Source organism: Streptomyces sp. NRRL S-37 (assembly GCF_000721605.1).
GTDB lineage: Bacteria > Actinomycetota > Actinomycetes > Streptomycetales > Streptomycetaceae > Streptomyces.
Genome location: NZ_JOIZ01000016.1, coordinates 36,958 through 56,268, shown reverse-complemented (window position 1 = coordinate 56,268; position 19,311 = coordinate 36,958). Strand labels below are relative to the sequence as shown.

Sequence of the window (19,311 nt, the reverse complement as noted above, 5' to 3'; positions counted from 1 at the left end):
GCAAGTCGGCCGCGGCCCGGCGATAGTCACGGGGTGCCGACCACCGTCATCCGCCGCCGCCCCGCCTGGGCCGGCCGCAACTACTCCCTGCTGACCGCCGCCGCCGTGGTGACCAACCTGGGCAGCCACGGCGCGCTGATCGCCGCCGCGTTCGCCGTGCTGGGCTCGGGCGGCGACGGCGGCGACGTGGGTCTGGTGGCCGCCGCCCGCACCCTGCCCCTGGTGCTGTTCCTGCTGATCGGCGGTGCCGTCGCGGACCGGCTGCCGCGGCACCGGGTGATGGTCGCGGCCAACGCCCTGAACTGCGTCTCGCAGGCCGCGTTCGCGGCGCTGGTGCTGGCGGGCGAGGCGCGGCTGTGGCAGATGATGCTGCTCAGCGCACTCGGCGGTACCGGTCAGGCGTTCTTCAACCCGGCCGCCGAGGGCATGCTGCTGTCGTCGGTGCGGGGCGAGGAGGCCGGCCGGGCGTTCGCGGTGTTCCGGATGGCGACGCACGGGGCGACCCTCGGCGGTGCCGCGCTGGGCGGTGCCATGGTCGCCGCGATCGGGCCCGGGTGGGTGCTGGCGGCGGACGCGGTGGCGTTCGCTGTCGCCGCCGCGCTGCGGGCGTTCCTCGACGTGAGGCACATACCGGAGCGTGCCCCCGGCGGCGGCATGCTCGCCGATCTCAAGGAGGGCTGGCGGGAGTTCACCGGCCGGCCCTGGCTGTGGGGCGTCGTCGTCCAGTTCTCCGTCGCCAACGCGGTCGTCGGCGCGGCCGACGCGGTCTACGGGCCGCTCGTCGCCCGGGACCACCTGGGCGGCGCCGGGCCCTGGGGTGTGGCGCTGGCCTTCTTCGGCGGGGGCACGGTGGCGGGCGCGCTGCTGATGACCCGCTGGCAGCCGCGCCGTCTGCTGTTCGCCGGCACCCTGTGCGTGTTCCCGCTGGCCCTGCCGTCCGCCGCGCTCGCCGTGCCGGCGCCGGTCACCGTGCTGTGCGCGGTGATGTTCGTGACCGGTGTGTCGCTGGAGGTGTTCGGCGTCTCCTGGATGACCGCGCTGCACCAGGAGATACCGGAGGAGAAGCTGTCCCGGGTCTCGGCGTACGACTGGTTCGGCTCGGTCGCGCTGGTGCCGGCGGCGATGGCCCTGGCGGGCCCCGCGGAGACGGCGTTCGGCCGCCCGGAGGCGCTGTGGGGGTGCGCGGCGCTGGTCGTGGTCGTCACGGCGGCGGTGCTGTGCGTCCCGGACGTACGGAATCTGCGCCGCCGAACCCTCCGGATCACCGGCGCGGCCCCGAACGCCGACAGCGCGTCGGCCGGCGCCGAACGCCCCGTCGGCGGACCCGGATGACGGGCGCGCCCCGCGCCACGTCGCACGGGACCACACCGCCGGACCCGGCACGAGCACCGCACCGGCCACCACCGAACGCCCCTCGGCGTGCCCGGCACGGACACCGCGTCAGCCGATGCCGAACGCCCCCTCCGGGGGCACGGGGGACGGTACGGCGTCCTCGTCGTGCACCGGGCGCGCACCGCGGGTGAAGTCCCGCAGGGCCGCGCCGTGCTCGACCCGCGCGGGGAAGGCGTCGGCGGCGGTGGCGCGGGACAGGGCGGCGATGTCCAGGGGCCGGTGGGCGGCGGCCAGGACCGCGTTGCCGAAGCGGCGGCCGCGCAGTACTCCCGGCTCGGCGATCAGCGCCAGCTCCTCGAACCGCGTCCCCAGGGTGGCGAGCTGGGAGCGCAGGAAGGCGAACGGGGCCGCGTCCGCGAGGTTGGCGAGGTAGACCCCGCCGGGCCGCAGGACACGCGCGGCCTCCCGCGCGTAGGCGACGGAGGTCAGGTGCGCCGGGACCCGTGAGCCGCCGAAGACGTCGGCGACCAGGACGTCCGCGCTGTCGTCGGGGGCGGTCTCCAGCCAGGCGCGGGCGTCCGCCGCGTGCAGCGTGACATCGGCGCCGGCGGGGAGGGGCAGGTGCTCGGCGACCAGTTCCAGCAGTCCCCGGTCGGACTCCACGACGTGCTGCCGGGAGCCGGGGCGGGTGGCGGCCAGATAGCGGGGCAGGGAGAGCGCGCCGCCGCCGAGGTGCAGGGCGTCCAGGGGGCGTCCCGGCTCGCCCGCGGTGTCGAGGACGTGCCCGAGCCGCCGCGCGTACTCGAACTCCAGATGCGTCGGCTCGTCGAGGTCGACGTAGGACTGCGGTGCCCCGTCGACGGTCAGCAGCCAGGCCCGTTCCCGGTCGACGTCGGGCATCAGTTTGGCGGTGCCGTGATCGACGGCGCGGGTCACGGGGATGGGCTCGCTCACCGTCCCATTGTGCCGTCGCCCGTACGAACGGCCGCCCGCCCCCCCCTGTACGGGGGCGGGCGGCCGTTCCGCCGCTCAACCGACCGCCGTCACCGTGCCGGCGCCGACCGTGCGGCCGCCCTCGCGGACGGCGAAGCCGAGCCCGGGCTCCAGGGGCACGTCCCGTCCCAGTTCGACGGTCATCGTGACCGTGTCCCCGGGCCGCGCCACGGCCACCTCGCCGAGGTCGACGTCACCCACGACGTCCGCCGTGCGGATGTAGAACTGCGGCCGGTACCCGGTCGACACCGGTGTCGTGCGGCCGCCCTCGCGGGCGGACAGCACGTACACCCGCGCGGTGAAGCGCCGGCCCGGCACCACGCTGCCCGGCGCGGCCACCACGTGCCCGCGTCGCACCGCATCGCGCGGCACCCCGCGCAGCAGCAGCGCCACGTTGTCCCCGGCCTGCGCCTCCTCCATGGGCTTGCCGAAGGTCTCCAGTCCGGTCACCACGGTCTCCGCCCCGGCGCCGAGCACCTCGACCCGGTCGCCGACGCGGACCGTGCCGCGCTCCACCGCGCCGGTGACGACGGTGCCCCGGCCGGTGATGGTGAGCACGTTCTCCACCGGCAGCAGGAACGGCGCGTCCAGGTACCGCTCGGGCACGGGCACATAGGTGTCCACCGCGTCGAGCAGCGCGTCGATCGACGCCGTCCAACGCGGGTCGCCCTCCAGCGCCTTCAGCCCGGAGACCCGTACGACCGGCGCGGAGTCGCCGCCGTAGCCGTGCGCGGAGAGCAGGTCGCGGACCTCCAGTTCGACCAGGTCGGTCAGCTCCTCGTCGCCCGCGTCGGCCTTGTTGACCGCCACGACGATGTGGTCGACGCCCACCTGCCGGGCGAGCAGCACGTGTTCGGCGGTCTGCGGCATGATCCCGTCGAGCGCGGAGACGACGAGGATCGCCCCGTCGAGCTGCGCGGCGCCGGTGACCATGTTCTTGACGTAGTCGGCGTGGCCGGGCATGTCGACGTGGGCGTAGTGCCGGGTGTCGGTCTCGTACTCGACGTGCGCGAGGTTGATGGTGATGCCGCGCGCGGCCTCCTCCGGTGCCCGGTCGATGCGGTCGAACGGGACGAAACGGCCGGAGCCGCGCTCGGCGAGGACCTTGGTGATGGCGGCGGTCAGGGTGGTCTTGCCGTGGTCGACATGGCCCATCGTGCCGATGTTCAGATGCGGTTTGGTGCGGACGTACGCCGTCTTGGACATGGCGGTACCTCGAAGCCTCTCGGTGATGACGCGTGGTGACGCGTGACGGCCCCGGGCGCGGCGGATCGGCACGCGGCCGGGACGGGGACCCCAGGAACCTGGCCGACCCTCCCCCTGGGGGGTCCGCCGGACGATCCGGGGAGGGTCAGCTTCGGGCGCCGTCGACTGCGGCGAGGAAGACGGGAACGGCAGCCTTCGGGGCATCCGCGACCGCGGACGCTGCGAGGTGGAAGGCGTACCGGAACATGTCGTCGATCATCGTCGACGACTCGCCCCGCGTCGAATGGTTTTCCGCGCCGCCCCTACGCGCCGATGTTCTTCATCGCCTCCCGTACCGACAGCGGAGCGAACCGTCCCTGCTCGCGCGCCAGGAAGGACCGTACGGCGTCGGGGTCGGTCTTGGCGTACTCGCGCAGGCACCAGCCGATGGCCTTGCGGACGAAGAAGTCCGGATGGCCCGACCGGCGCAGGCAGTAATCGAAGAGGCGCGCGGTGTCGGTGCGCTCCTTGTACCGCAGTTGGTGGAGCAGGGCGGTGCGGGCGAGCCACAGGTCGTCGTCGCCGATCCACTCGTCCATCTCGGCGGCCAGGCTCCGGTCGGCGGCGACCAGCGCCCCGACGACGTGCGCGGCGAGCAGGTCGACGGTGTCCCACCAGGGGACCGTGGTGACGAGGTGCCGGGCGACGGGTAGGAAGCCCGAGGAGCAGTGCCGTACGTGACGGCGCAGGTAGTCCACGGCGAAGTACTGGTACTCGCGCTCGGGCAGCTCCCAGCAGCGCAGGGCGACGGCCGCGCAGTCGGCCTCATCGGGGCGGGGCAGCCCGGCCACGACCGTGCGGGACAGGGCGCGGCGGACCGGGGTGGTCAGGCCGAGGAAGGGGGCGACGTCCTTCATGTAGGCGCGCATCGCCACGGCCCGTTCCGGGTCCGCCGCCGGCCCGTACGCGGCGGTGAGCCGCTCCAGCACCATGTCGGCGAGCGGACTGCCCGGCACCCGTGGCGTCGCCGTACCGTCCTCTGTGACGCGCATGAGACGAACACTACGGCGATCACACATATTTGTCGGTTAGTGTCACCGAATGCTCGATGCCACCAACCGCTCTGGGGGCACCGCCACGGCCTCTCCCCGGGCCACCGCCACGAACCTCGCCGCGCCACTGCCGCCGGCCACGGCCACCGGATTCGCCGCCCGGTGCGCCAGAATCCTGCTGTCGCCCCGGTCACGGCTGTCCCTGCTCGTCGTGCTCCTCGTCACCGCCGCGTCGCTGGTGCTCGCGTTCGAGCCGCAGCGGCTGCTGACCGACGGCTGGCCCGCACAGCTCGGCGGGGCCGCCGCGGTCGTGGCGTACGCGGCGGCCTACGGGGTGTGCACGGTGGCGTTCGTGCCGCGCCCGTTGCTGAACCTCGCCGCGGGCGCGCTGTTCGGCTCCCAGCTCGGCCTGGGCGCGGCGCTGGGCGGCACGGTGCTGGGCGCCGGGCTGGCCTTCTGCCTGGGGCGGGCCCTCGGCCAGGAGGCGCTCCGTCCGCTGCTGCGCGGACGCTGGCTGAAGGCCGCGGACGACCAGCTGAGCCGGCACGGCTTCCGCTCGATGCTGGCGGCCCGGCTGTTCCCGGGCATCCCGTTCGCCGCCTCGAACTACTGCGCCGCGGTCTCCCGTATGGGCCTGCTGCCGTTCCTGCTGGCGACGGCGCTCGGGTCGGTCCCGAACACCGCCGCCTACGTGGTGGCCGGCGCCCGCGCGTCGACGCCGACGTCCCCGGCCTTCCTGATCGCGCTGGCCTGCATCGCCGTACCGGGTCTGGCGGGCGCGGTGGTGGCGTGGCGCAAGCGGCACCGGCTACGCGGACGGTGAGCCGGCCGGCGGTGCGTCAGACCCGCTCCAGGATCATCGCGTTGGCGAGCCCGCCGGCCTCGCACATGGTCTGCAGGGCGTAGCGGGCGCCGCGTTCGCGCATCGCGTGGACCAGGGTCGTGGTCAGCCGGGTGCCGCTGGCGCCGAGCGGGTGGCCGAGGGCGAGGGCGCCGCCGTGCACGTTGACCCGGGCCAGATCGACGCCGGTCTCCTGCTGCCAGGCCAGGACCACACTGGAGAACGCCTCGTTGACCTCGAACAGGTCGATGTCGTCGAGCGACAGGGAGGCGCGGCGCAGCACCTTCTCGGTGGCCGGGACGACGCCGGTGAGCATCAGCAGCGGGTCGGAGCCGGTGACGGCGAAGCTGTGCAGCCGGGCGAGGGGGCGCAGGCCGAGGCGGGCGGCGGTCTCGCTCGACGTGATGAGCACGGCGGAGGCGCCGTCGTTGACGGGGCTGGCGTTGCCCGCGGTGACGTTCCACTCGATCTGCGGGAAGCGCTCGGCGAAGACCGGGTCGTGGTAGGCGGGCCGCAGGCCGGCCAGGGTCTCGGTGGTGCTGTCCGGCCGTACGCACTCGTCACGGGTGACGCCGTCGAGCGGTGCGACCTCGGCGTCGAACAGTCCGGCGTCCCAGGCCGCGGCGGCCTTGCGGTGCGAGGAGACGGCGAAGGCGTCCATCCGCTCGCGGCCGATCGACCACTTGGCGGCGATGAGTTCGGCGCTGATGCCCTGCGGGACGAGCCCTTCCGGGTAGCGCCCGGCGACTCCGGGACCGAAGGGGTCCTGGCCGGCGGGCACGTTGGACCACATCGGCACCCGGCTCATGGACTCCACGCCGCAGGCGACGGCGAGGTCGTACGCACCGGACATGACCCCTTGCGCCGCGAAGTGCACGGCCTGCTGGGAGGAGCCGCACTGGCGGTCCACGGTGGTGGCCGGGACGGACTCCGGCAGACCGGCGGAGAGGACGGCGTAGCGGGTGGTGTTCATGGCCTGCTCGCCGACCTGGTCGACGGTGCCGCCGATGACGTCGTCGATCAGCGCGGGGTCCACGCCGGAGCGCTCGACGAGGGCGCGCAGGGTGTGGGCGAGGAGTTCGACGGGGTGGACATGGGCGAGGGCGCCCTGCGGTTTGCCCTTGCCGATGGGGGTGCGTACGGCTTCGACGACGACCGCGTCACGCATGGGTGGGCCTCCTTGGCCGGGACCGGTTCAGGACGACGTACCGGTGAGTAGGAAAGTGCCGGTGAGTAGGAAATCCGAACTCACCATAGCCCTGTCAGTTGGAAAAGCAAACCCTCCTCTAGACTCGGCCGTATGGCCGCCTCCAAAGACCCGCGTCCCTGCTCGATCGCCGATACGCTCGCGCTGGTCGGCGAGAAGTACTCCCTGCTGGTTCTGCGCGAGGTGTGCCTGGGCAACGGCCGCTTCGACCAGCTGGTGCGCAACATCGGCGCTCCGCGCGACATCCTGGCCACCCGGCTGCGGCGGCTGGTCGACGCCGGGATCCTGGTCAAGCACCCCTACAGTGAGCGCCCGCAGCGCTTCGAGTACCGGCCCACCCGGGCGGGGCTGGAACTGGAGCCCGTCCTGCTGACCCTCAAGGAGTGGGGCGACCGCCATCTGCACCAGGACGGCGACCTGCCCATGGTGCTCGAGCACGCCTGCGGCAACGAGTTCGTCCCGGTCGTCACCTGCCGGGCCTGCGGCGACGAGGCGCGTCACGAGGACCTGACCTCGCACCCGCAGGCGCCGGGGTGGACGGTGAGCGGCCCCACGGCGGCCTGAACCGCCGGCTCTCCACCGAGGGAGGGGCCGTGGAGCCCCTGTGGCGGGACTGTTCATCTTGGGGCGCTACGCTTCCCCCTCGGCGCGCCCGATCATCGATCACCGCTCACGGCGGTGCGGTGCGCCGTCGCCCGTCCCACGATCGGCACTTGGACTCCGCTACCTCATGTCTTGGTTCGAATCACTCATCCTCGGACTCGTCCAGGGGCTGACCGAGTTCCTGCCCGTCTCCTCCAGCGCGCACCTGCGGCTGACCGCGGCCTTCTCCGGCTGGGAGGACCCGGGCGCGGCCTTCACCGCGATCACCCAGATCGGCACGGAGACCGCGGTCCTGATCTACTTCCGCAAGGACATCGGGCGGATCCTGTCGGCCTGGACCCGCTCGCTGACGAACAAGGAGATGCGCCGCGACCAGGACGCGCGCATGGGCTGGCTCGTCATCGTCGGCTCGATCCCGATCGGTGTGCTCGGGGTGACGCTCAAGGACCAGATCGAGGGCCCGTTCCGCGATCTGCGGCTCACCGCGGCGATGCTGATCGGCATGGGCATCGTGCTCGGCGTCGCCGACCGCCTCGCGGCACGGAGCGAGAGCGGCGGCCGGCACCGCGTGGCCAAGGAGCGCAAGGAACTGAAGGACCTGAGCGTCAAGGACGGTCTGATCTACGGCGTCTGCCAGGCCATGGCCCTCATCCCGGGCGTCTCCCGCTCCGGCGCCACCATCAGCGGCGGTCTGTTCATGGGCTACCGGCGCGAGGCCGCGGCCCGCTACTCCTTCCTCCTCGCCGTCCCCGCGGTGCTGGCCTCCGGCGCGTTCGAACTGAAGGACGCCGCGGAGGGCGGGCACGTCTCCTGGGGTCCGACGCTCTTCGCGACGGTGATCGCCTTCGCCGTCGGGTACGCGGTGATCGCCTGGTTCATGAAGTTCATCTCGACCAAGAGCTTCATGCCCTTCGTCTGGTACCGCATCGCGCTCGGCATCGTCATCATCGTGCTGGTCGCCATGGGCACCCTCAGCCCGCACGCGGCGGAGTCGGCGGGCTGAGCCGCGACGGGGCCCGCACCTCCCCGTCGGGAACGGTGCCCCGGCGGAAACGTGACTCGGGCACGTGACCGAAGACATACGGTGCGCGTAGCCGTCCGGTAGCGCACTGTCAGTCCCTGGCCCTAGGCTTGTCCGCATGTCCCCCGATTTAGTGACCCCTGGTTCCGTGCGGTCCGCCGCCGAAATCAACGAGCAGATCCGCGCGCTCTGGCTGCGCGCGGGCGGGTCCCTGTCCGCCCAGGAACGCGAGCAGTACGAACTGCTGGTGGTCGAGTGGGCGGCGGCGATCCGCGGCCGCGTCGTCAAGGCGGCCTGACCCTCCCCGCGCCGCGGCTCAGCGCCCGCCCGCCACTCGCAGCACCGTCCCCGTGGTGTACGAGGCCTCCGGCGACATCAGCCACGCCACGGCCGCCGCGATCTCCTCGGCCTGTCCCGCCCGCCGCAGCGGGATGCTCCCGGCCATCTCCCGGACACGGTCCGGAGCCCCCATCGCGGCGTGCATCTCCGTGTCGATCAGTCCCGGCGCGACCGCGTTGACGCGGACGCCGTCCGGACCCAGCTCCTTGGCCAGACCGAGGGTGAGGGCGTCGACGGCGGCCTTGGTCGCCGCGTAGTGGACGTACTCGCCGGGACTGCCCAGGGTGGCGGCCCCCGAGGAGATGTTCACGATCACGCCCTCACCCCGGGGCGTCATGAGCTGCGCCGCCCGCCGTGAGCACAGCAGCGTGCCGATGAGGTTGACGTCGACGACCCGTCGCAGGACGTCCGTCCCGACCTCGGTGAACCGCCCCAGCGGCCCCGTCACCGCCGCGTTGTTCACCAGTCCCGTCAGCGGCCCGAGTTCCCGCTCCGCCACCTCGAAGAGACGGTCGGCGTCCGCCTCGACGGACGTGTCCGCGCGCACGGTCACGGCCCGCACCCCGGCCGCCCGCACCCTCTCCGCCACGTCCTCGGCGGCCGCGGCGTCCCGGACGTAGTTCACCGCCACGTCGTGCCCCTCCGCCGCGAGCCGCAGACAGGTCGCGGCACCGATTCCCCGGCTGCCGCCGGTGACCACCGTGACGAGACGCTTCATGAGTACCTCCAGGCGAAGAGCGCGAAGATCGCGGGACGAGGATCCTCAGGCTCGCAGATGCGCGAGCACCTCGTCGTCGAGGGGGTATGGGCGCTCCTCGGGCAGCAGCCCGGCCGCACGGCCGAGCTCCCCCTCCCGCACCAGGGCGCGGAGCTCGGCGGCGAGCGGTGTCACGTCCTCGATGCCCACGATCCACTCGTCCGCGTACCGCGCGGCCGCCTCCCCGGCGAGCCCCAGCTGGAGCGAGCGGTACGGCAACGGGTCGAGACGCAGATCCCGCTCCGGGTCCCACTGCACCCGCGCGGGCGCCATCCGCAGCTCCCGCTTCCAGGTGCCGCCGTCACCGTGCAGGGCGGGCACGTAGTGCGACAAACACGCGTTCCGCAGCGCCCACACGAAACCCTCCCGGCTGATCTCCACGGCCAGCACGGTCTCCTGGTCCTTCTTCGTGCCCCACCCGCAGCGGTACATCATCCACAGGAACGACGGCTTGATCCACGTCATGCGCTCCCTGCTCCACGACGCCGGGAAGCGGCCGTGGCGTGCCGCCGCGTGGCCTATTTTCGGGCGGTAGGCCTGGTAGACGGTGAGGGTGGACCCGGTGTGGCGGGCGCGCACCTCGAACTTCGGGTGCTGTGCGGTCTGCTGATCGTTCACGGCGTACAGCCTCGGCCGCGCGACAGGGCGAAGGCCAGCGAATATCCGCGCACGCCCCTTGGCTGCGCACGTGCCATGGCCAACACTGAGCCGATGACGCAGCGTGTGGAGCTCGCGACCGTGCGGGACCGGCTGGCCGTGGACGGGCTCGTCACCGAGTACGCGGTGGCCGTGGACGACGGTGACTGGGAGGCGTACCGGGGGCTGTTCACCCCGGACGGGCGGGCGGACTACCGCTCGGCCGGCGGCATCGAGGGCAGCGCCCGGGCGGTGGCCGGATGGCTGGCGGACCGTCTTGGGGGCTTCCCCGTGCGGCAGCACCTGATCGTCAACCGGCGGGTGCGGTTCGGGGTCTGGGAGCAGGACACCGGCGACACGGCCCAGGTGCAGGCCGACTACGTCAATCCGATGGGCCGCGCCGGGCAGGACGGCGCCCTCGCCGCTCCGGACTTCGTGTGCGGCGGCCGGTGCGCCTTCGCGATGCTGCGCACGGACGACGGCTGGCGGCTGAGCGAGGTGGTCGTACGGGAGAAGTGGCGCCGCCCGTCCGACCGGCGGACGGCTCCTGTGACCGGCTGACCCCGGCGTGCGCTGTCCCGGATCACCAGGGGGACGCACACTGGAGGCACCACGGGGTAGGGAGCCGCCTATGAAGACGCTCGGCCACTGGCTCACCTCCCCCTGGCGGCGCTCGGCCGTCGCCGCGCTCGTGGGTGCCCTGCCCGTCCTGGCCTTTCCCGCCCCGTCCCTGTGGTGGTTCGCCTACGTCGCCCTGGTCCCGTGGGTGCTGCTGGCCCGTACCGCTCCCACGGGAAAACGGGCGGCCCTCGACGGCTGGTGGGGCGGGTTCGGCTTCATGCTGGCCATGCACCACTGGCTGCTGCCGAATCTGCACGTGTTCACGTTCGTCATCGCCGCCCTGCTGGGCGCGTTGTGGGCGCCGTGGGGGTGGCTGGTGCGGCGGCTGCTCGGCGGGGTGCCGTCGCGCGGGCGGGTCGCGGCCGCGCTCGTCGTGGTGCCGTCGGGGTGGCTGGTGATCGAACTTGTCCGCTCCTGGCAGGGGCTCGGTGGTCCCTGGGGCGTGCTCGGTGCGAGCCAGTGGCAGGTGGGGGCCGCGCTGCGGCTGGCGTCGGTCGGAGGAGTGTGGCTGCTCAGCTTCCTGGTGGTGGTCCTGAACGTCGCCGTGGCCGTGCTGGTCGCGGTCCGGCGGGCCCGGGTGCCCGCCCTGGCCGGGCTCGTCGCCGCGGCCGCCGCCGCTTCCGCCGCCTGGGTCCTCGCGCCCCGGCCCGGCACCGACGACCGGGTGCGGATCGCGCTCGTGCAGCCGGGCGTCGTCGCCGGGCCCGGCAGCGCGGACCGCCGCTTCGACCGCGAGGAACGGCTCACGCGCGAGCTCGCCGGGCAGGACGTGGACCTGGTCGTCTGGGGCGAGAGCAGCGTCGGCTTCGACCTCGGGGACCGGCCCGACCTCGCGCGGCGGCTGGCCGCGCTGTCCCGCGACACGGGCGCCGGACTCCTGGTCAACGTGGACGCCCGGCGGTCGGACAAGCCCGGTATCTACAAGAGCTCGGTGCTGATCGGCCCGGACGGCCCGACCGGCGACCGGTACGACAAGATGCGGCTGGTCCCGTTCGGCGAGTACGTCCCGGCCCGTTCCCTGCTGGGCTGGGCGACCTCCGTCGGCGAGGCGGCCGGCGAGGACCGCCGGCAGGGCTCCGAGCAGGTGGTGATGGACGCGGGGAGCGGGCTGCGGATCGGCCCGATGGTGTGCTTCGAGTCCGCGTTCCCCGACATGAGCCGGCATCTCGCCGAGGACGGCGCCGAGGTGCTGCTCGCCCAGTCCTCCACGTCGACGTTCCAGCAGAGCTGGGCGCCCGCGCAGCACGCCTCGCTCGGCGCGCTGCGGGCCGCCGAGACCGGCCGCCCGATGGTGCACGCGACCCTGACGGGCGTCTCCGCGGTGTACGGGCCGAGCGGGGAGCGCGTCGGCGCGCGGCTCGGCACGGACACCGCCGCCGCGCGGGTGTACGAGGTTCCCCTGGCCCACGGCACCACGCCCTACGTCCGCTTCGGCGACTGGGCGCTGTACGGGGCCCCCGTGATCCTCGTGGTCTGGGGCGTCACCGAGGTGCCGCGGGTCAGGCGGGGCGCTCGTGGACCGCTCGCACCACCCGCTCGCACAGCTCATGGGTCGCCAGCGCGTCCCGGGCGCTGAGCACCTCGCCCGCGCGGACCGCGTCCAGGAAGGCGAGCACCGCCTGCTCGATGCCGCGCTGCCGCGACACCGGCACCCAGTCGCCGCGCCGGCGCACGGTGGGCTGTCCCTTGTGGTCGATCACCTCGGCGAGGTTGACCACCTGACGCTTGGTGTCCTGCCCGGAGACCTCGAGGATCTCCTCGGCCGAGCCGCTGAGCCGGTTCATCACGCCGAGCGCGGTGAAGCCGTCCCCGGAGAGCTGGAGCACCACGTGGTGCAGCAGCCCGTCCTCGGTGCGGGCGCGCACGGTCACGTCGTCGACCGTGCCGGGCACCAGGAAGCGCAGGGTGTCGACGACGTGGATGAAGTCGTCGAGGATCATCGTGCGGGGGTCCTCGGGCAGTCCGACGCGGTTCTTCTGCATCAGGATCAGCTCGCGCGGGTGGTCGGCGCACTGGACGTAGCCGGGGGCGAAGCGCCGGTTGAAGCCGACGGCGAGGCTCGTGCCCCGTTCCTCGGCGAGCGCCACCAGCCGCTCGGAATCGGCGAGTTCGTAGGCGAGCGGCTTGTCGACGTACGTCGGCACACCCGCCTCCAGGAGCCGGGTCACGATCTCGGGGTGGACCTCGGTGGGCGCGTGCACGAAGGCCGCGTCGAGGTCCTGGGCGATCAGGGAGCCGAGGTCCGCGTGGCGCCGCGCGGGCGGGAGGTGGAGGCCGTCGGCGACCCGGTCGAGGGTCGCGGGGGTGCGGGTCTGCAGGTGCAGTTCCACTCCGGGCTGGTGGGCGAGCACCGGGAGGTAGGCCTTCTGCGCGATGTCACCGAGTCCGATGCAGCCGACCTTCACCGTGTGTTCTCCTCTAGCCCTTGCCTTGCGTGCTGTGCTGCGAAGCATACGGCTGCTGCGGCGGCCGCCAGCCGGCGATCGAGTCGAAGCCGCGCAGGAGCAGGGCCGGTCCGGTCTTGGACAGCGCGGCGACCGCCCGGTCGCGTACGGCGATGCCGACGCGGTCGGTCATCAGGTTGAAGCGGGCCACCCGCACGGCCCGGCGGGCGATCCTGGTGGTGCGGGGCAGCCGGGTCGCGGTGTAGGCGGGCAGGTCACCGGCGTGGTGGGCGAGGGTGATCGCGTCCTCGATGGCCTGGTTGCCGCCCTGGCCGAGGGTCGGCGGCATGGCGTGCGCGGCGTCGCCGACCAGGGCCACCCGGCCGTGGTGGTGGGCGGGCAGCGGCTCGGCGATGTGGTGGACGTCGTGACGGAGTACGTCCTCGGGGCGGGTGGCGGCCAGTACCTCGGGGATCGGGGTGTGCCAGTCGTCGTAGAGCCGCAGCAGTTCGGCCCGCTCGTCGTCGGGGGCGTGCTCTTCGGCAGGGGCCACGGCGGCGGCGTAGGCGTAGATCCGGCCGTCCTTGAGCGGATGCGTGCCCCAGATGCGGCCCCGGCCCCAGGTCTCGTGGGAGGCGAACTCCACGCCGGGCAGCGGGATCACCATCCGCCAGGTGGTGAACCCGGCGTACACGGGCCCGGGGTGGCCGGGGAACAGCACGCGGCGTACGGCGGAGTGGATGCCGTCGGCCGCCACCACGAGGTCGGCCTCCAGTTCGCCGTCGGGGGTGCCGACGCGGGCCGGCCGGCCGGAGTCGCCGGGGACACCGGGGTCGAGGAGGCGGGCGTCGGTGGCCGTGCGGACGGCGTCCGGCGGGAGCAGTGCGGCCAGGCGGCCGACGAGGGTGGCGCGGTGCAGCAGGACGAGGGGGCCGCCGAAGCGCTCGGCCGCCGCGGCGGCGCTGGTACGGGACAGCCACCGTCCGCCCGGCGCGCGCAGCCCTCCGTCGCCCTGCCAGACGGACAGGGCGCGGATGTCGTCGCCGAGGCCGATGACGTCGAGGCCGCGCAGCGCGTTGGGGGCCAGGGAGATGGCCGCGCCGACCGGTTCCAGCGAGCCGGCCCGCTCCAGCACCGTCACCCGCACACCGCACTGGTGCAGGGCGGCCGCCGCGGTCAGGCCGCCGATCCCTCCGCCGATGACGACCGCCCGTTCGGTCCGCGCCATGACTCCTCCTCGCACCCCACCTGAACTACATCTGTAGTGAACGCAGGACTCCAACGTACTACACCCGTAGTGAGGTGGGTAGTTTGACCTCCATGTCCGTACGCACCGCAGGCGCCGCCCGTGCCGATCTCGTCGCCGACACCGCCCTCGCCCTGCTCGCCGAACGCGGGATGCGCGGCCTCACCCACCGGGCGGTCGACGAGGCGGCCGGACTCCCCCAGGGGTCCACCTCGAATCTGGCGCGCACCCGCCAGGCACTCCTCGATCTGGCGGTACGGCGGCTCGCCGAGCGGGAGGCACGGGTCCTCGCACTGCACGAGATGCCCGACCCACGGGCCGGCGCCGGCTCACTGGTGGACGCCTTGGCGCTGGCCACGCACCGCGCGCTGACCCGTAACCGGGCGCTGACGATCGCCCGCTACGAGCTGGCCCTGGAGGCCACCCGCCGCCCCGAGCTGCGGGCACACTTCGACGCGGCCGGTGCCCGCTTCCGCGACCTGCTCACCGCCCTCGTCACCGGGCTGGGCTCGACGGACCCCGACCGTCATTCCCTGTCGCTGGTCGCCTGGGCGGACGGGCTGATGTTCTCCTGCGTGGCCGGTTCCTTCAGCGCGCGCGTGCCGAGCCTCGCGGAGGTGCGCGCGGACCTCGGGGAACTGCTGGCGGGAATGCTCGGCACCGAAAAGCCCTGGTGAAGGAAGCTCACGCCGGGCAAGGATGGCGGCATGACGACCGAACGCAGTGAACCCGCCGTCGACGCCGACGAACGCACCATGCTGGAGGGGTGGCTCGACTACCACCGCGACACCCTCGCCCAGAAGTGCGAGGGACTGACCGACGAACAGCTGCGCACCGCGTCGGTGCCGCCCTCGGAGCTCTCCCTGATGGGCCTGGTGCGGCACATGTCGGAGGTGGAACGGAGCTGGTTCCGCAGGGTGCTCGCGGACGAGGACGCCGGTCCCCTGTACTACAGCGAGGCCGACCCGGACGGCGAGTTCCATCTGACCGGGGCGGACACCTGGCAGGAGGCGTACGCGACCTGGCAGTCCGAGATAGGCGCCGCCCGGCGCAGCGCGGCCGGTTTCACCCTCGACGATCCGTCCCGGGGCCGCCACCGGTTCAGCGAGGATCCGTACACCCTGCGCTGGATCTACACGCACATGATCGAGGAGTACGCGCGTCACAACGGCCACGCCGATCTGATCCGCGAACGGATCGACGGCGCCACCGGCGACTGACGTCACCCGCGGCACTCCCGGGACCTCCGTACGGGGCGGGAGATCACCCGTGCGGGGCATGCGGTGTCCGTCCGGCCTCCCCGGGGCGGCCGGAGCCAGCAGAGTGGAGCGGGTGCATCGAACGACGACCACAGCAACGCTTCTGGTGACCGTGGCCCTCTCGGTCCTCTCGGGCTGTACGACGGTCCACCGCCCCCTTGCGCCCGGACCGGCGACGGCACCGTCCCGGGGGCCGGAGCCGCGTCCGGTGGGGGGCGACGAGACGGAGGTCGTGCAGGCACCGGCGCGCGAGGCCCTGGAGATGATCGGCCCGTCCCGGCCCTCGAAGACCTCCGCGCCCCCGTCGCGCCGGGCCGCTCCCGGGGCCACGCCGGAGCGGGACGCACCGTCCGGTGACCGGACCGGGCAGGCCCGGCCACCCCGTCCCGCGACCGGCGGGAACGGCCGGCCGCGGCCTCCCGCGACGGACTTCCCCGACATGGCGGAGTCGATGCGCCGCGGTTCCTCCGGCGGAGCGGACGTGTGCGCGCTGGGCAGGCGGTACGGCGGCTGGCGCCCGGGCAGCCCGGAGGCGGCCATCTGCGAGAAGACGTACGGACGCTGAACCGGCCGGGGCGGTGCCGGTCCTAGGAACGTCGCTCCGGCGGCCACCGGCCCTCGGGCGGCCCGTCCTCGTCCAGCCGGATCTCCAGCCGCCGGATGGCGGCCCGTACGCCCTCGCCGTAGCGGTCGTCGGCCAGGGTGCGGACGGCGCCCCGGGCCCGGTGGAGATGGGTGCGGGCGGCGTCGGGGCGGCCGAGGCGGGCGTAGTCGGCGGCCAGGCTGAGCTGCAGGGACGGGTAGAGCGCGCGCACGGCGGGGGATTTCCCGGACACGCCGGCGCGGTCGTCCACGGCCTCCTCGGCAGCCGTCAGCGCCCGCAGGTCCCAGGCCAGTTCGTCCTCGGGGTCGTCCTGTGTGTCGGCGAGGTAGTGGGCCAGGGTGCAGCGGTGCAGCGGGTCCCCGTGCTCGCCGATCTCCGCCCACAGGCCGAGCAGCCGGTGCCGGGCCTCCTCACGGTCCCCCGCGTGGTGCAGCATCACGACCTGACCGATCCGGGTGAGCACGGCGTCCGGCGCCGCCCGCTCCTGTCGCTCCGCCACCACGTCCTCCGCACCGCTCGCCGGCTGTCGCCCCCGACGCTAACCGCAGGCCGGGGCGATACCGCACAAGCCGCTCCGTAGCGCCTCGAGCGGGCCGGGTGCGGGGCCGATGGAGCGCTCCGCACCCGGTGGGGCGACGTCAGCCCAGATTCGGGATCGTCCAGTCGATCGGCTCGTGGCCCTGCGCGGCCACCGCCTCGTTGATCTGCGTGAACGGCCGGGAGCCGAAGAACTTCTTCGCGGACAGCGGCGAGGGGTGCGCCCCCTTGACCACCACGTGCCGGCTCTCGTCGATCAGCGGCAGCTTCTTCTGCGCGTAGTTGCCCCACAGCACGAAGACCGCCGGGTCGGGGCGGTCCGCCACCGCGCGGATCACCGCGTCGGTGAACCGCTCCCAGCCCTTGCCCTTGTGCGAGTTGGCCTCACCGGCGCGGACCGTGAGCACCGCGTTGAGCAGCAGCACGCCCTGCTCGGCCCACGGCATCAGATAGCCGTTGTCCGGGACGGGCGTGCCCAGCTCGGCGTGCATCTCCTTGTAGATGTTGCGCAGGGACGGGGGGATCCTCACGCCCGGGCGGACGGAGAAGCACAGACCGTGTCCCTGGCCCTCGCCGTGGTACGGGTCCTGGCCGAGGACCAGGACCTTCACCTTGTCGTACGGCGTGGCCTCCAGCGCCGCGAAGACCTCCTCGCGGGGCGGGTAGACCGGACCGTTCGCCCGCTCCTCCTCGACGAACTCGGTCAGCTCCTTGAAATAGGGCTGCTGCAGCTCGTCGCCCAGAACCCCGCGCCAGGACTCGGGCAGCATGGCGATGTCGGTCACGTCAATGTCCTTACGTGTGCGGTCGCTTCCAGACCACAAAACCTACAGGCGACCACTGACAACCGGCCCGGCGAACGACCGTACCCGGCTCTACCAGCTCGTCTTCCGGGAGAGCTGCCACATCATCATGATCGTGGACGGGTCCAGGGCCCGCTCCGCGCCCGAGATGTCGCGGCTCGCCGCCACGCACGGCCGGCCCTGCCACAGCGGCAGCAGCCGCACGTCGTCGACGAGGATCCGCTGGGCCTCCTCGAACTGCTTCACCACGTTCCCGCGGTCGCTCTCCCGGCGGGAACTGGGCAGCAGCTCGTCTGTGATCCTGGTCGCCTCGTAGGGTGTGCCGAGCGCGTTCTGCTTGCCGACGAACGGGGCGATGAAGTTGTCCGCGTCCGGGAAGTCGGGAGCCCAGCCGCGCCCGAACACCGGGTACTCACCGTTCTGGTAGCCCTCGACGTACGTCTTCCAGGGACGGCTCTCGAGCGTGATGTCGAACAGCTTCGACGCCTCCAGCTGCCGCTCGAGCTCCTTGAACTCCAGGGCGGTCTCGGAGCCGTAGCGGTCCGTGGTGTACCAGAGGGTGAGCGGGACCGGCTCGGTGATGCCCGCCTCGGTGAGGATCCGCCGCGCCTTGGCCACGCTGGGCTCGCCGTAGTCGTCGAAGAAGCCGGTGGTGTGCCCGGTCAGCCCCTTGGGGACCATGGAGTACAGCGGGTCGACGGTGTCCTTGTAGACCTTGTGCGCGATCGCCGCGCGGTCGACGATCTGGGCGACGGCCCGGCGCACCGCCTTCTTGCCGGCCCACGGGTCCTCCGGGTTGAACACCAGGTAGTTGATGTCCGTCCCGGTGCCGTCGATCAGCTGGAGCTCCTCCTCCTTGGAGGTCTTGCCCTGGAGATCGATGATGTCGTCCGCCGCCAGACCGCGGTAGGTCAGGTCGATCCGGTCGTCCCGCAGCGCCTTGACCATGGTGCCGGAGTCCTGGAAGTAGCGGATGGTCACCGCGTCGTTCCGGCGTTCGGCGAAGCCCTTGTAGCGGTCGTTGCGGGCGAGTTCGGCCTCCTCGCCCTCCTTGTACGACTGGAGGGTGTAGGGACCCGAGCCGACGACGCCGTCGTCCTCGCGCAGGGCGTCGGCCGGGTAGGCGTCGGGGTCGACGATGGACATGGCCGGGGTGGCGAGCACGAACGGGAAGGTGGCGTCCGGCTTGTCGAGGTGGAAGACGACCTCGCGCTCGCTGGGCGCCTGCACCCGTTCGAGGCTGCCCAGCAGACCGGCCGGGCCGCCGTTGACGTCGATCTCCCGGATCCGGTCGATGGAGTGCTTGACGGCCTGGGCGTCGAGGGCGTCGCCGTCGGAGAACGTCAGTCCCTCGCGCAGCTCGCAGCGGAACACCTGGTTGGAGGCGTCGGAGAACTCACAGCTCTTGGCGGCGTCCGGCTGCGGGGTGCTCGCGCCGACCGGGTAGCTCAGCAGGGTCTGGTAGATGTTGCGGAACAGCTCCCAGGAACTGTCCCAGGAGGCGGCGGGATCCAGCGTGCTCGGCGAGCTGGTGGTTCCCACGACGATGGGTCCCTCGTCGTCCGAGGTGTCGGACGACAGGACGCCGCACCCGGTCATCAAGGACGCTATGGACGCGATGGCCGCCACCCGCCGCAGGCATCGGTTCCGCTTGAACACGCGCACGCTCCTCGCTCTGCCGTCCCAAGAGTCGGCAGACCATACCGCAGTGTTCGCCCCGTTGACCCCCCATCTGTACGGCCCTTGAGATCAACTCTCCGATGACTACGTTGTCACGCACCGTCGCGACCCCGGTACGCCGGCACGGGCGCCGTTCTCGTCGACGGACGCCCGTGCCGGATCGTCGAACAGGGGCCCCGCGCGGGCCCACGCGTCACCCGCGCGAGGTGCG

21 protein-coding genes are annotated in these 19,311 nt (G+C 73.0%); 10 read left to right on the top strand and 11 right to left on the bottom strand.

The window, feature by feature from the left end; genetic code table 11:
• Positions 1 to 33 precede the first annotated feature (33 nt).
• A complete protein-coding gene (locus tag IH50_RS0122800) occupies positions 34 to 1,332 on the top strand; it encodes an MFS transporter (protein ID WP_030865317.1) in 1,299 nt (432 codons plus the stop codon).
• Positions 1,333 to 1,440: 108 nt separating this feature from the next.
• Here IH50_RS0122800 and IH50_RS0122795 read toward each other — a convergent pair whose 3' ends face one another.
• The 3 genes from IH50_RS0122795 to IH50_RS0122780 all read right to left on the bottom strand — a co-directional run bounded on the left by IH50_RS0122795 (position 1,441) and on the right by IH50_RS0122780 (position 4,562).
• Positions 1,441 to 2,286 (bottom strand): spermidine synthase, encoded by an 846-nt coding sequence (locus IH50_RS0122795; protein ID WP_030865314.1) that lies wholly within the window; start codon positions 2,284 to 2,286, stop codon positions 1,441 to 1,443.
• Positions 2,287 to 2,361: 75 nt separating this feature from the next.
• A complete protein-coding gene (tuf, locus tag IH50_RS0122790; protein WP_030865311.1) occupies positions 2,362 to 3,531 on the bottom strand; it encodes an elongation factor Tu in 1,170 nt (389 codons plus the stop codon).
• Between the two features lie 302 nt (positions 3,532 to 3,833).
• Positions 3,834 to 4,562, bottom strand: coding sequence for a DNA alkylation repair protein (locus IH50_RS0122780; protein WP_030865309.1), 729 nt, complete (start codon positions 4,560 to 4,562; stop codon positions 3,834 to 3,836).
• Positions 4,563 to 4,611: 49 nt separating this feature from the next.
• On the opposite strand from IH50_RS0122780, the gene IH50_RS0122775 reads away from it, so the two are divergent.
• Positions 4,612 to 5,385, top strand: a complete 774-nt coding sequence (locus IH50_RS0122775; protein WP_030865305.1) for a TVP38/TMEM64 family protein — start codon at positions 4,612 to 4,614, stop codon at positions 5,383 to 5,385.
• Positions 5,386 to 5,401: 16 nt separating this feature from the next.
• Here the strand turns inward: IH50_RS0122775 and IH50_RS0122770 are convergent, their stop codons facing one another.
• Positions 5,402 to 6,571: a thiolase family protein gene (locus IH50_RS0122770; RefSeq protein ID WP_030865302.1), complete on the bottom strand. Its 1,170-nt coding sequence runs from the start codon at positions 6,569 to 6,571 to the stop codon at positions 5,402 to 5,404.
• Positions 6,572 to 6,703: 132 nt separating this feature from the next.
• Between IH50_RS0122770 and IH50_RS0122765 the strand changes: the two genes are divergently transcribed.
• From IH50_RS0122765 to IH50_RS0122755, 3 genes are all read left to right on the top strand, one after another.
• On the top strand, positions 6,704 to 7,174 hold the full coding sequence (locus IH50_RS0122765) for a winged helix-turn-helix transcriptional regulator (protein ID WP_030865299.1): 471 nt from the start codon (positions 6,704 to 6,706) through the stop codon (positions 7,172 to 7,174).
• A gap of 166 nt (positions 7,175 to 7,340) precedes the next feature.
• Positions 7,341 to 8,216: an undecaprenyl-diphosphate phosphatase gene (locus IH50_RS0122760; protein ID WP_030865296.1), complete on the top strand. Its 876-nt coding sequence runs from the start codon at positions 7,341 to 7,343 to the stop codon at positions 8,214 to 8,216.
• 136 nt (positions 8,217 to 8,352) lie between these two features.
• Entirely contained in the window at positions 8,353 to 8,532 is a 180-nt protein-coding gene (locus IH50_RS0122755; protein WP_030865293.1) for a hypothetical protein, read from the top strand.
• Positions 8,533 to 8,550: 18 nt separating this feature from the next.
• Here the strand turns inward: IH50_RS0122755 and IH50_RS0122750 are convergent, their stop codons facing one another.
• Together IH50_RS0122750 and IH50_RS0122745 are read right to left on the bottom strand one after the other, a co-directional pair.
• On the bottom strand, positions 8,551 to 9,291 hold the full coding sequence (locus tag IH50_RS0122750) for an SDR family NAD(P)-dependent oxidoreductase (protein ID WP_030865290.1): 741 nt from the start codon (positions 9,289 to 9,291) through the stop codon (positions 8,551 to 8,553).
• 45 nt (positions 9,292 to 9,336) lie between these two features.
• Entirely contained in the window at positions 9,337 to 9,948 is a 612-nt protein-coding gene (locus tag IH50_RS0122745; RefSeq protein ID WP_030865288.1) for a DUF4291 domain-containing protein, read from the bottom strand.
• 93 nt (positions 9,949 to 10,041) lie between these two features.
• Here IH50_RS0122745 and IH50_RS0122740 point away from each other — a divergent pair, with 93 nt between their 5' ends.
• Both IH50_RS0122740 and lnt read left to right on the top strand, forming a co-directional pair.
• Positions 10,042 to 10,527, top strand: a complete 486-nt coding sequence (locus IH50_RS0122740; protein WP_030865285.1) for a nuclear transport factor 2 family protein — start codon at positions 10,042 to 10,044, stop codon at positions 10,525 to 10,527.
• Positions 10,528 to 10,597: 70 nt separating this feature from the next.
• Positions 10,598 to 12,163: an apolipoprotein N-acyltransferase gene (lnt, locus tag IH50_RS0122735; RefSeq protein WP_030865284.1), complete on the top strand. Its 1,566-nt coding sequence runs from the start codon at positions 10,598 to 10,600 to the stop codon at positions 12,161 to 12,163.
• Here the strand turns inward: lnt and IH50_RS0122730 are convergent.
• Both IH50_RS0122730 and IH50_RS0122725 read right to left on the bottom strand, forming a co-directional pair.
• Positions 12,087 to 12,992, bottom strand: a complete 906-nt coding sequence (locus IH50_RS0122730; RefSeq protein WP_030865280.1) for a Gfo/Idh/MocA family protein — start codon at positions 12,990 to 12,992, stop codon at positions 12,087 to 12,089. The two genes, lnt and IH50_RS0122730, sit on opposite strands and share 77 nt — an antisense overlap.
• Before the next feature lie 13 nt (positions 12,993 to 13,005).
• Positions 13,006 to 14,199, bottom strand: a complete 1,194-nt coding sequence (locus IH50_RS0122725; RefSeq protein ID WP_030865277.1) for an FAD-dependent monooxygenase — start codon at positions 14,197 to 14,199, stop codon at positions 13,006 to 13,008.
• A 92-nt stretch (positions 14,200 to 14,291) separates the two neighbouring features.
• Here IH50_RS0122725 and IH50_RS0122720 point away from each other — a divergent pair, with 92 nt between their 5' ends.
• The 3 genes from IH50_RS0122720 (at position 14,292) to IH50_RS0122710 (ending at position 16,041) form a co-directional block, all read left to right on the top strand.
• Positions 14,292 to 14,894: a TetR/AcrR family transcriptional regulator gene (locus IH50_RS0122720; RefSeq protein WP_030865274.1), complete on the top strand. Its 603-nt coding sequence runs from the start codon at positions 14,292 to 14,294 to the stop codon at positions 14,892 to 14,894.
• A gap of 30 nt (positions 14,895 to 14,924) precedes the next feature.
• Positions 14,925 to 15,437 (top strand): DinB family protein, encoded by a 513-nt coding sequence (locus IH50_RS0122715; RefSeq protein WP_030865272.1) that lies wholly within the window; start codon positions 14,925 to 14,927, stop codon positions 15,435 to 15,437.
• Between the two features lie 247 nt (positions 15,438 to 15,684).
• Entirely contained in the window at positions 15,685 to 16,041 is a 357-nt protein-coding gene (locus IH50_RS0122710; RefSeq protein WP_324617149.1) for a hypothetical protein, read from the top strand.
• Between the two features lie 22 nt (positions 16,042 to 16,063).
• Here IH50_RS0122710 and IH50_RS0122705 read toward each other — a convergent pair whose 3' ends face one another.
• From IH50_RS0122705 to IH50_RS0122695, 3 genes are all read right to left on the bottom strand, one after another.
• Positions 16,064 to 16,579 carry a tetratricopeptide repeat protein gene (locus IH50_RS0122705; RefSeq protein ID WP_030865267.1) on the bottom strand — a complete coding sequence of 172 codons (516 nt, stop codon included), beginning with the start codon at positions 16,577 to 16,579 and terminating at the stop codon, positions 16,064 to 16,066.
• A gap of 139 nt (positions 16,580 to 16,718) precedes the next feature.
• The gene (gene ung / locus IH50_RS0122700; protein ID WP_030865262.1) at positions 16,719 to 17,402 is read right to left on the bottom strand and encodes a uracil-DNA glycosylase; all 684 of its coding nucleotides are present in this window, start codon (positions 17,400 to 17,402) and stop codon (positions 16,719 to 16,721) included.
• A 90-nt stretch (positions 17,403 to 17,492) separates the two neighbouring features.
• Positions 17,493 to 19,079 carry an ABC transporter substrate-binding protein gene (locus IH50_RS0122695; RefSeq protein WP_030865258.1) on the bottom strand — a complete coding sequence of 529 codons (1,587 nt, stop codon included), beginning with the start codon at positions 19,077 to 19,079 and terminating at the stop codon, positions 17,493 to 17,495.
• Between the last annotated feature and the right edge of the window lie 232 nt (positions 19,080 to 19,311).

Bases quoted from the DNA above. Each gene is read 5' to 3' on its own strand.
- IH50_RS0122760 (WP_030865296.1), top strand. From the start codon at position 7,341: ATGTCTTGGTTCGAATCACTCATCCTCGGACTCGTCCAGGGGCTGACC.
- IH50_RS0122775 (WP_030865305.1), top strand. From the start codon at position 4,612: ATGCTCGATGCCACCAACCGCTCTGGGGGCACCGCCACGGCCTCTCCC.
- IH50_RS0122770 (WP_030865302.1), bottom strand. From the start codon at position 6,571: ATGCGTGACGCGGTCGTCGTCGAAGCCGTACGCACCCCCATCGGCAAG.
- IH50_RS0122740 (WP_030865285.1), top strand. From the start codon at position 10,042: ATGACGCAGCGTGTGGAGCTCGCGACCGTGCGGGACCGGCTGGCCGTG.
- IH50_RS0122765 (WP_030865299.1), top strand. From the start codon at position 6,704: ATGGCCGCCTCCAAAGACCCGCGTCCCTGCTCGATCGCCGATACGCTC.
- IH50_RS0122720 (WP_030865274.1), top strand. From the start codon at position 14,292: ATGTCCGTACGCACCGCAGGCGCCGCCCGTGCCGATCTCGTCGCCGAC.
- lnt (WP_030865284.1), top strand. From the start codon at position 10,598: ATGAAGACGCTCGGCCACTGGCTCACCTCCCCCTGGCGGCGCTCGGCC.
- IH50_RS0122780 (WP_030865309.1), bottom strand. From the start codon at position 4,562: ATGCGCGTCACAGAGGACGGTACGGCGACGCCACGGGTGCCGGGCAGT.
- IH50_RS0122715 (WP_030865272.1), top strand. From the start codon at position 14,925: ATGACGACCGAACGCAGTGAACCCGCCGTCGACGCCGACGAACGCACC.
- IH50_RS0122755 (WP_030865293.1), top strand. From the start codon at position 8,353: ATGTCCCCCGATTTAGTGACCCCTGGTTCCGTGCGGTCCGCCGCCGAA.
- IH50_RS0122750 (WP_030865290.1), bottom strand. From the start codon at position 9,291: ATGAAGCGTCTCGTCACGGTGGTCACCGGCGGCAGCCGGGGAATCGGT.
- IH50_RS0122725 (WP_030865277.1), bottom strand. From the start codon at position 14,199: ATGGCGCGGACCGAACGGGCGGTCGTCATCGGCGGAGGGATCGGCGGC.
- tuf (WP_030865311.1), bottom strand. From the start codon at position 3,531: ATGTCCAAGACGGCGTACGTCCGCACCAAACCGCATCTGAACATCGGC.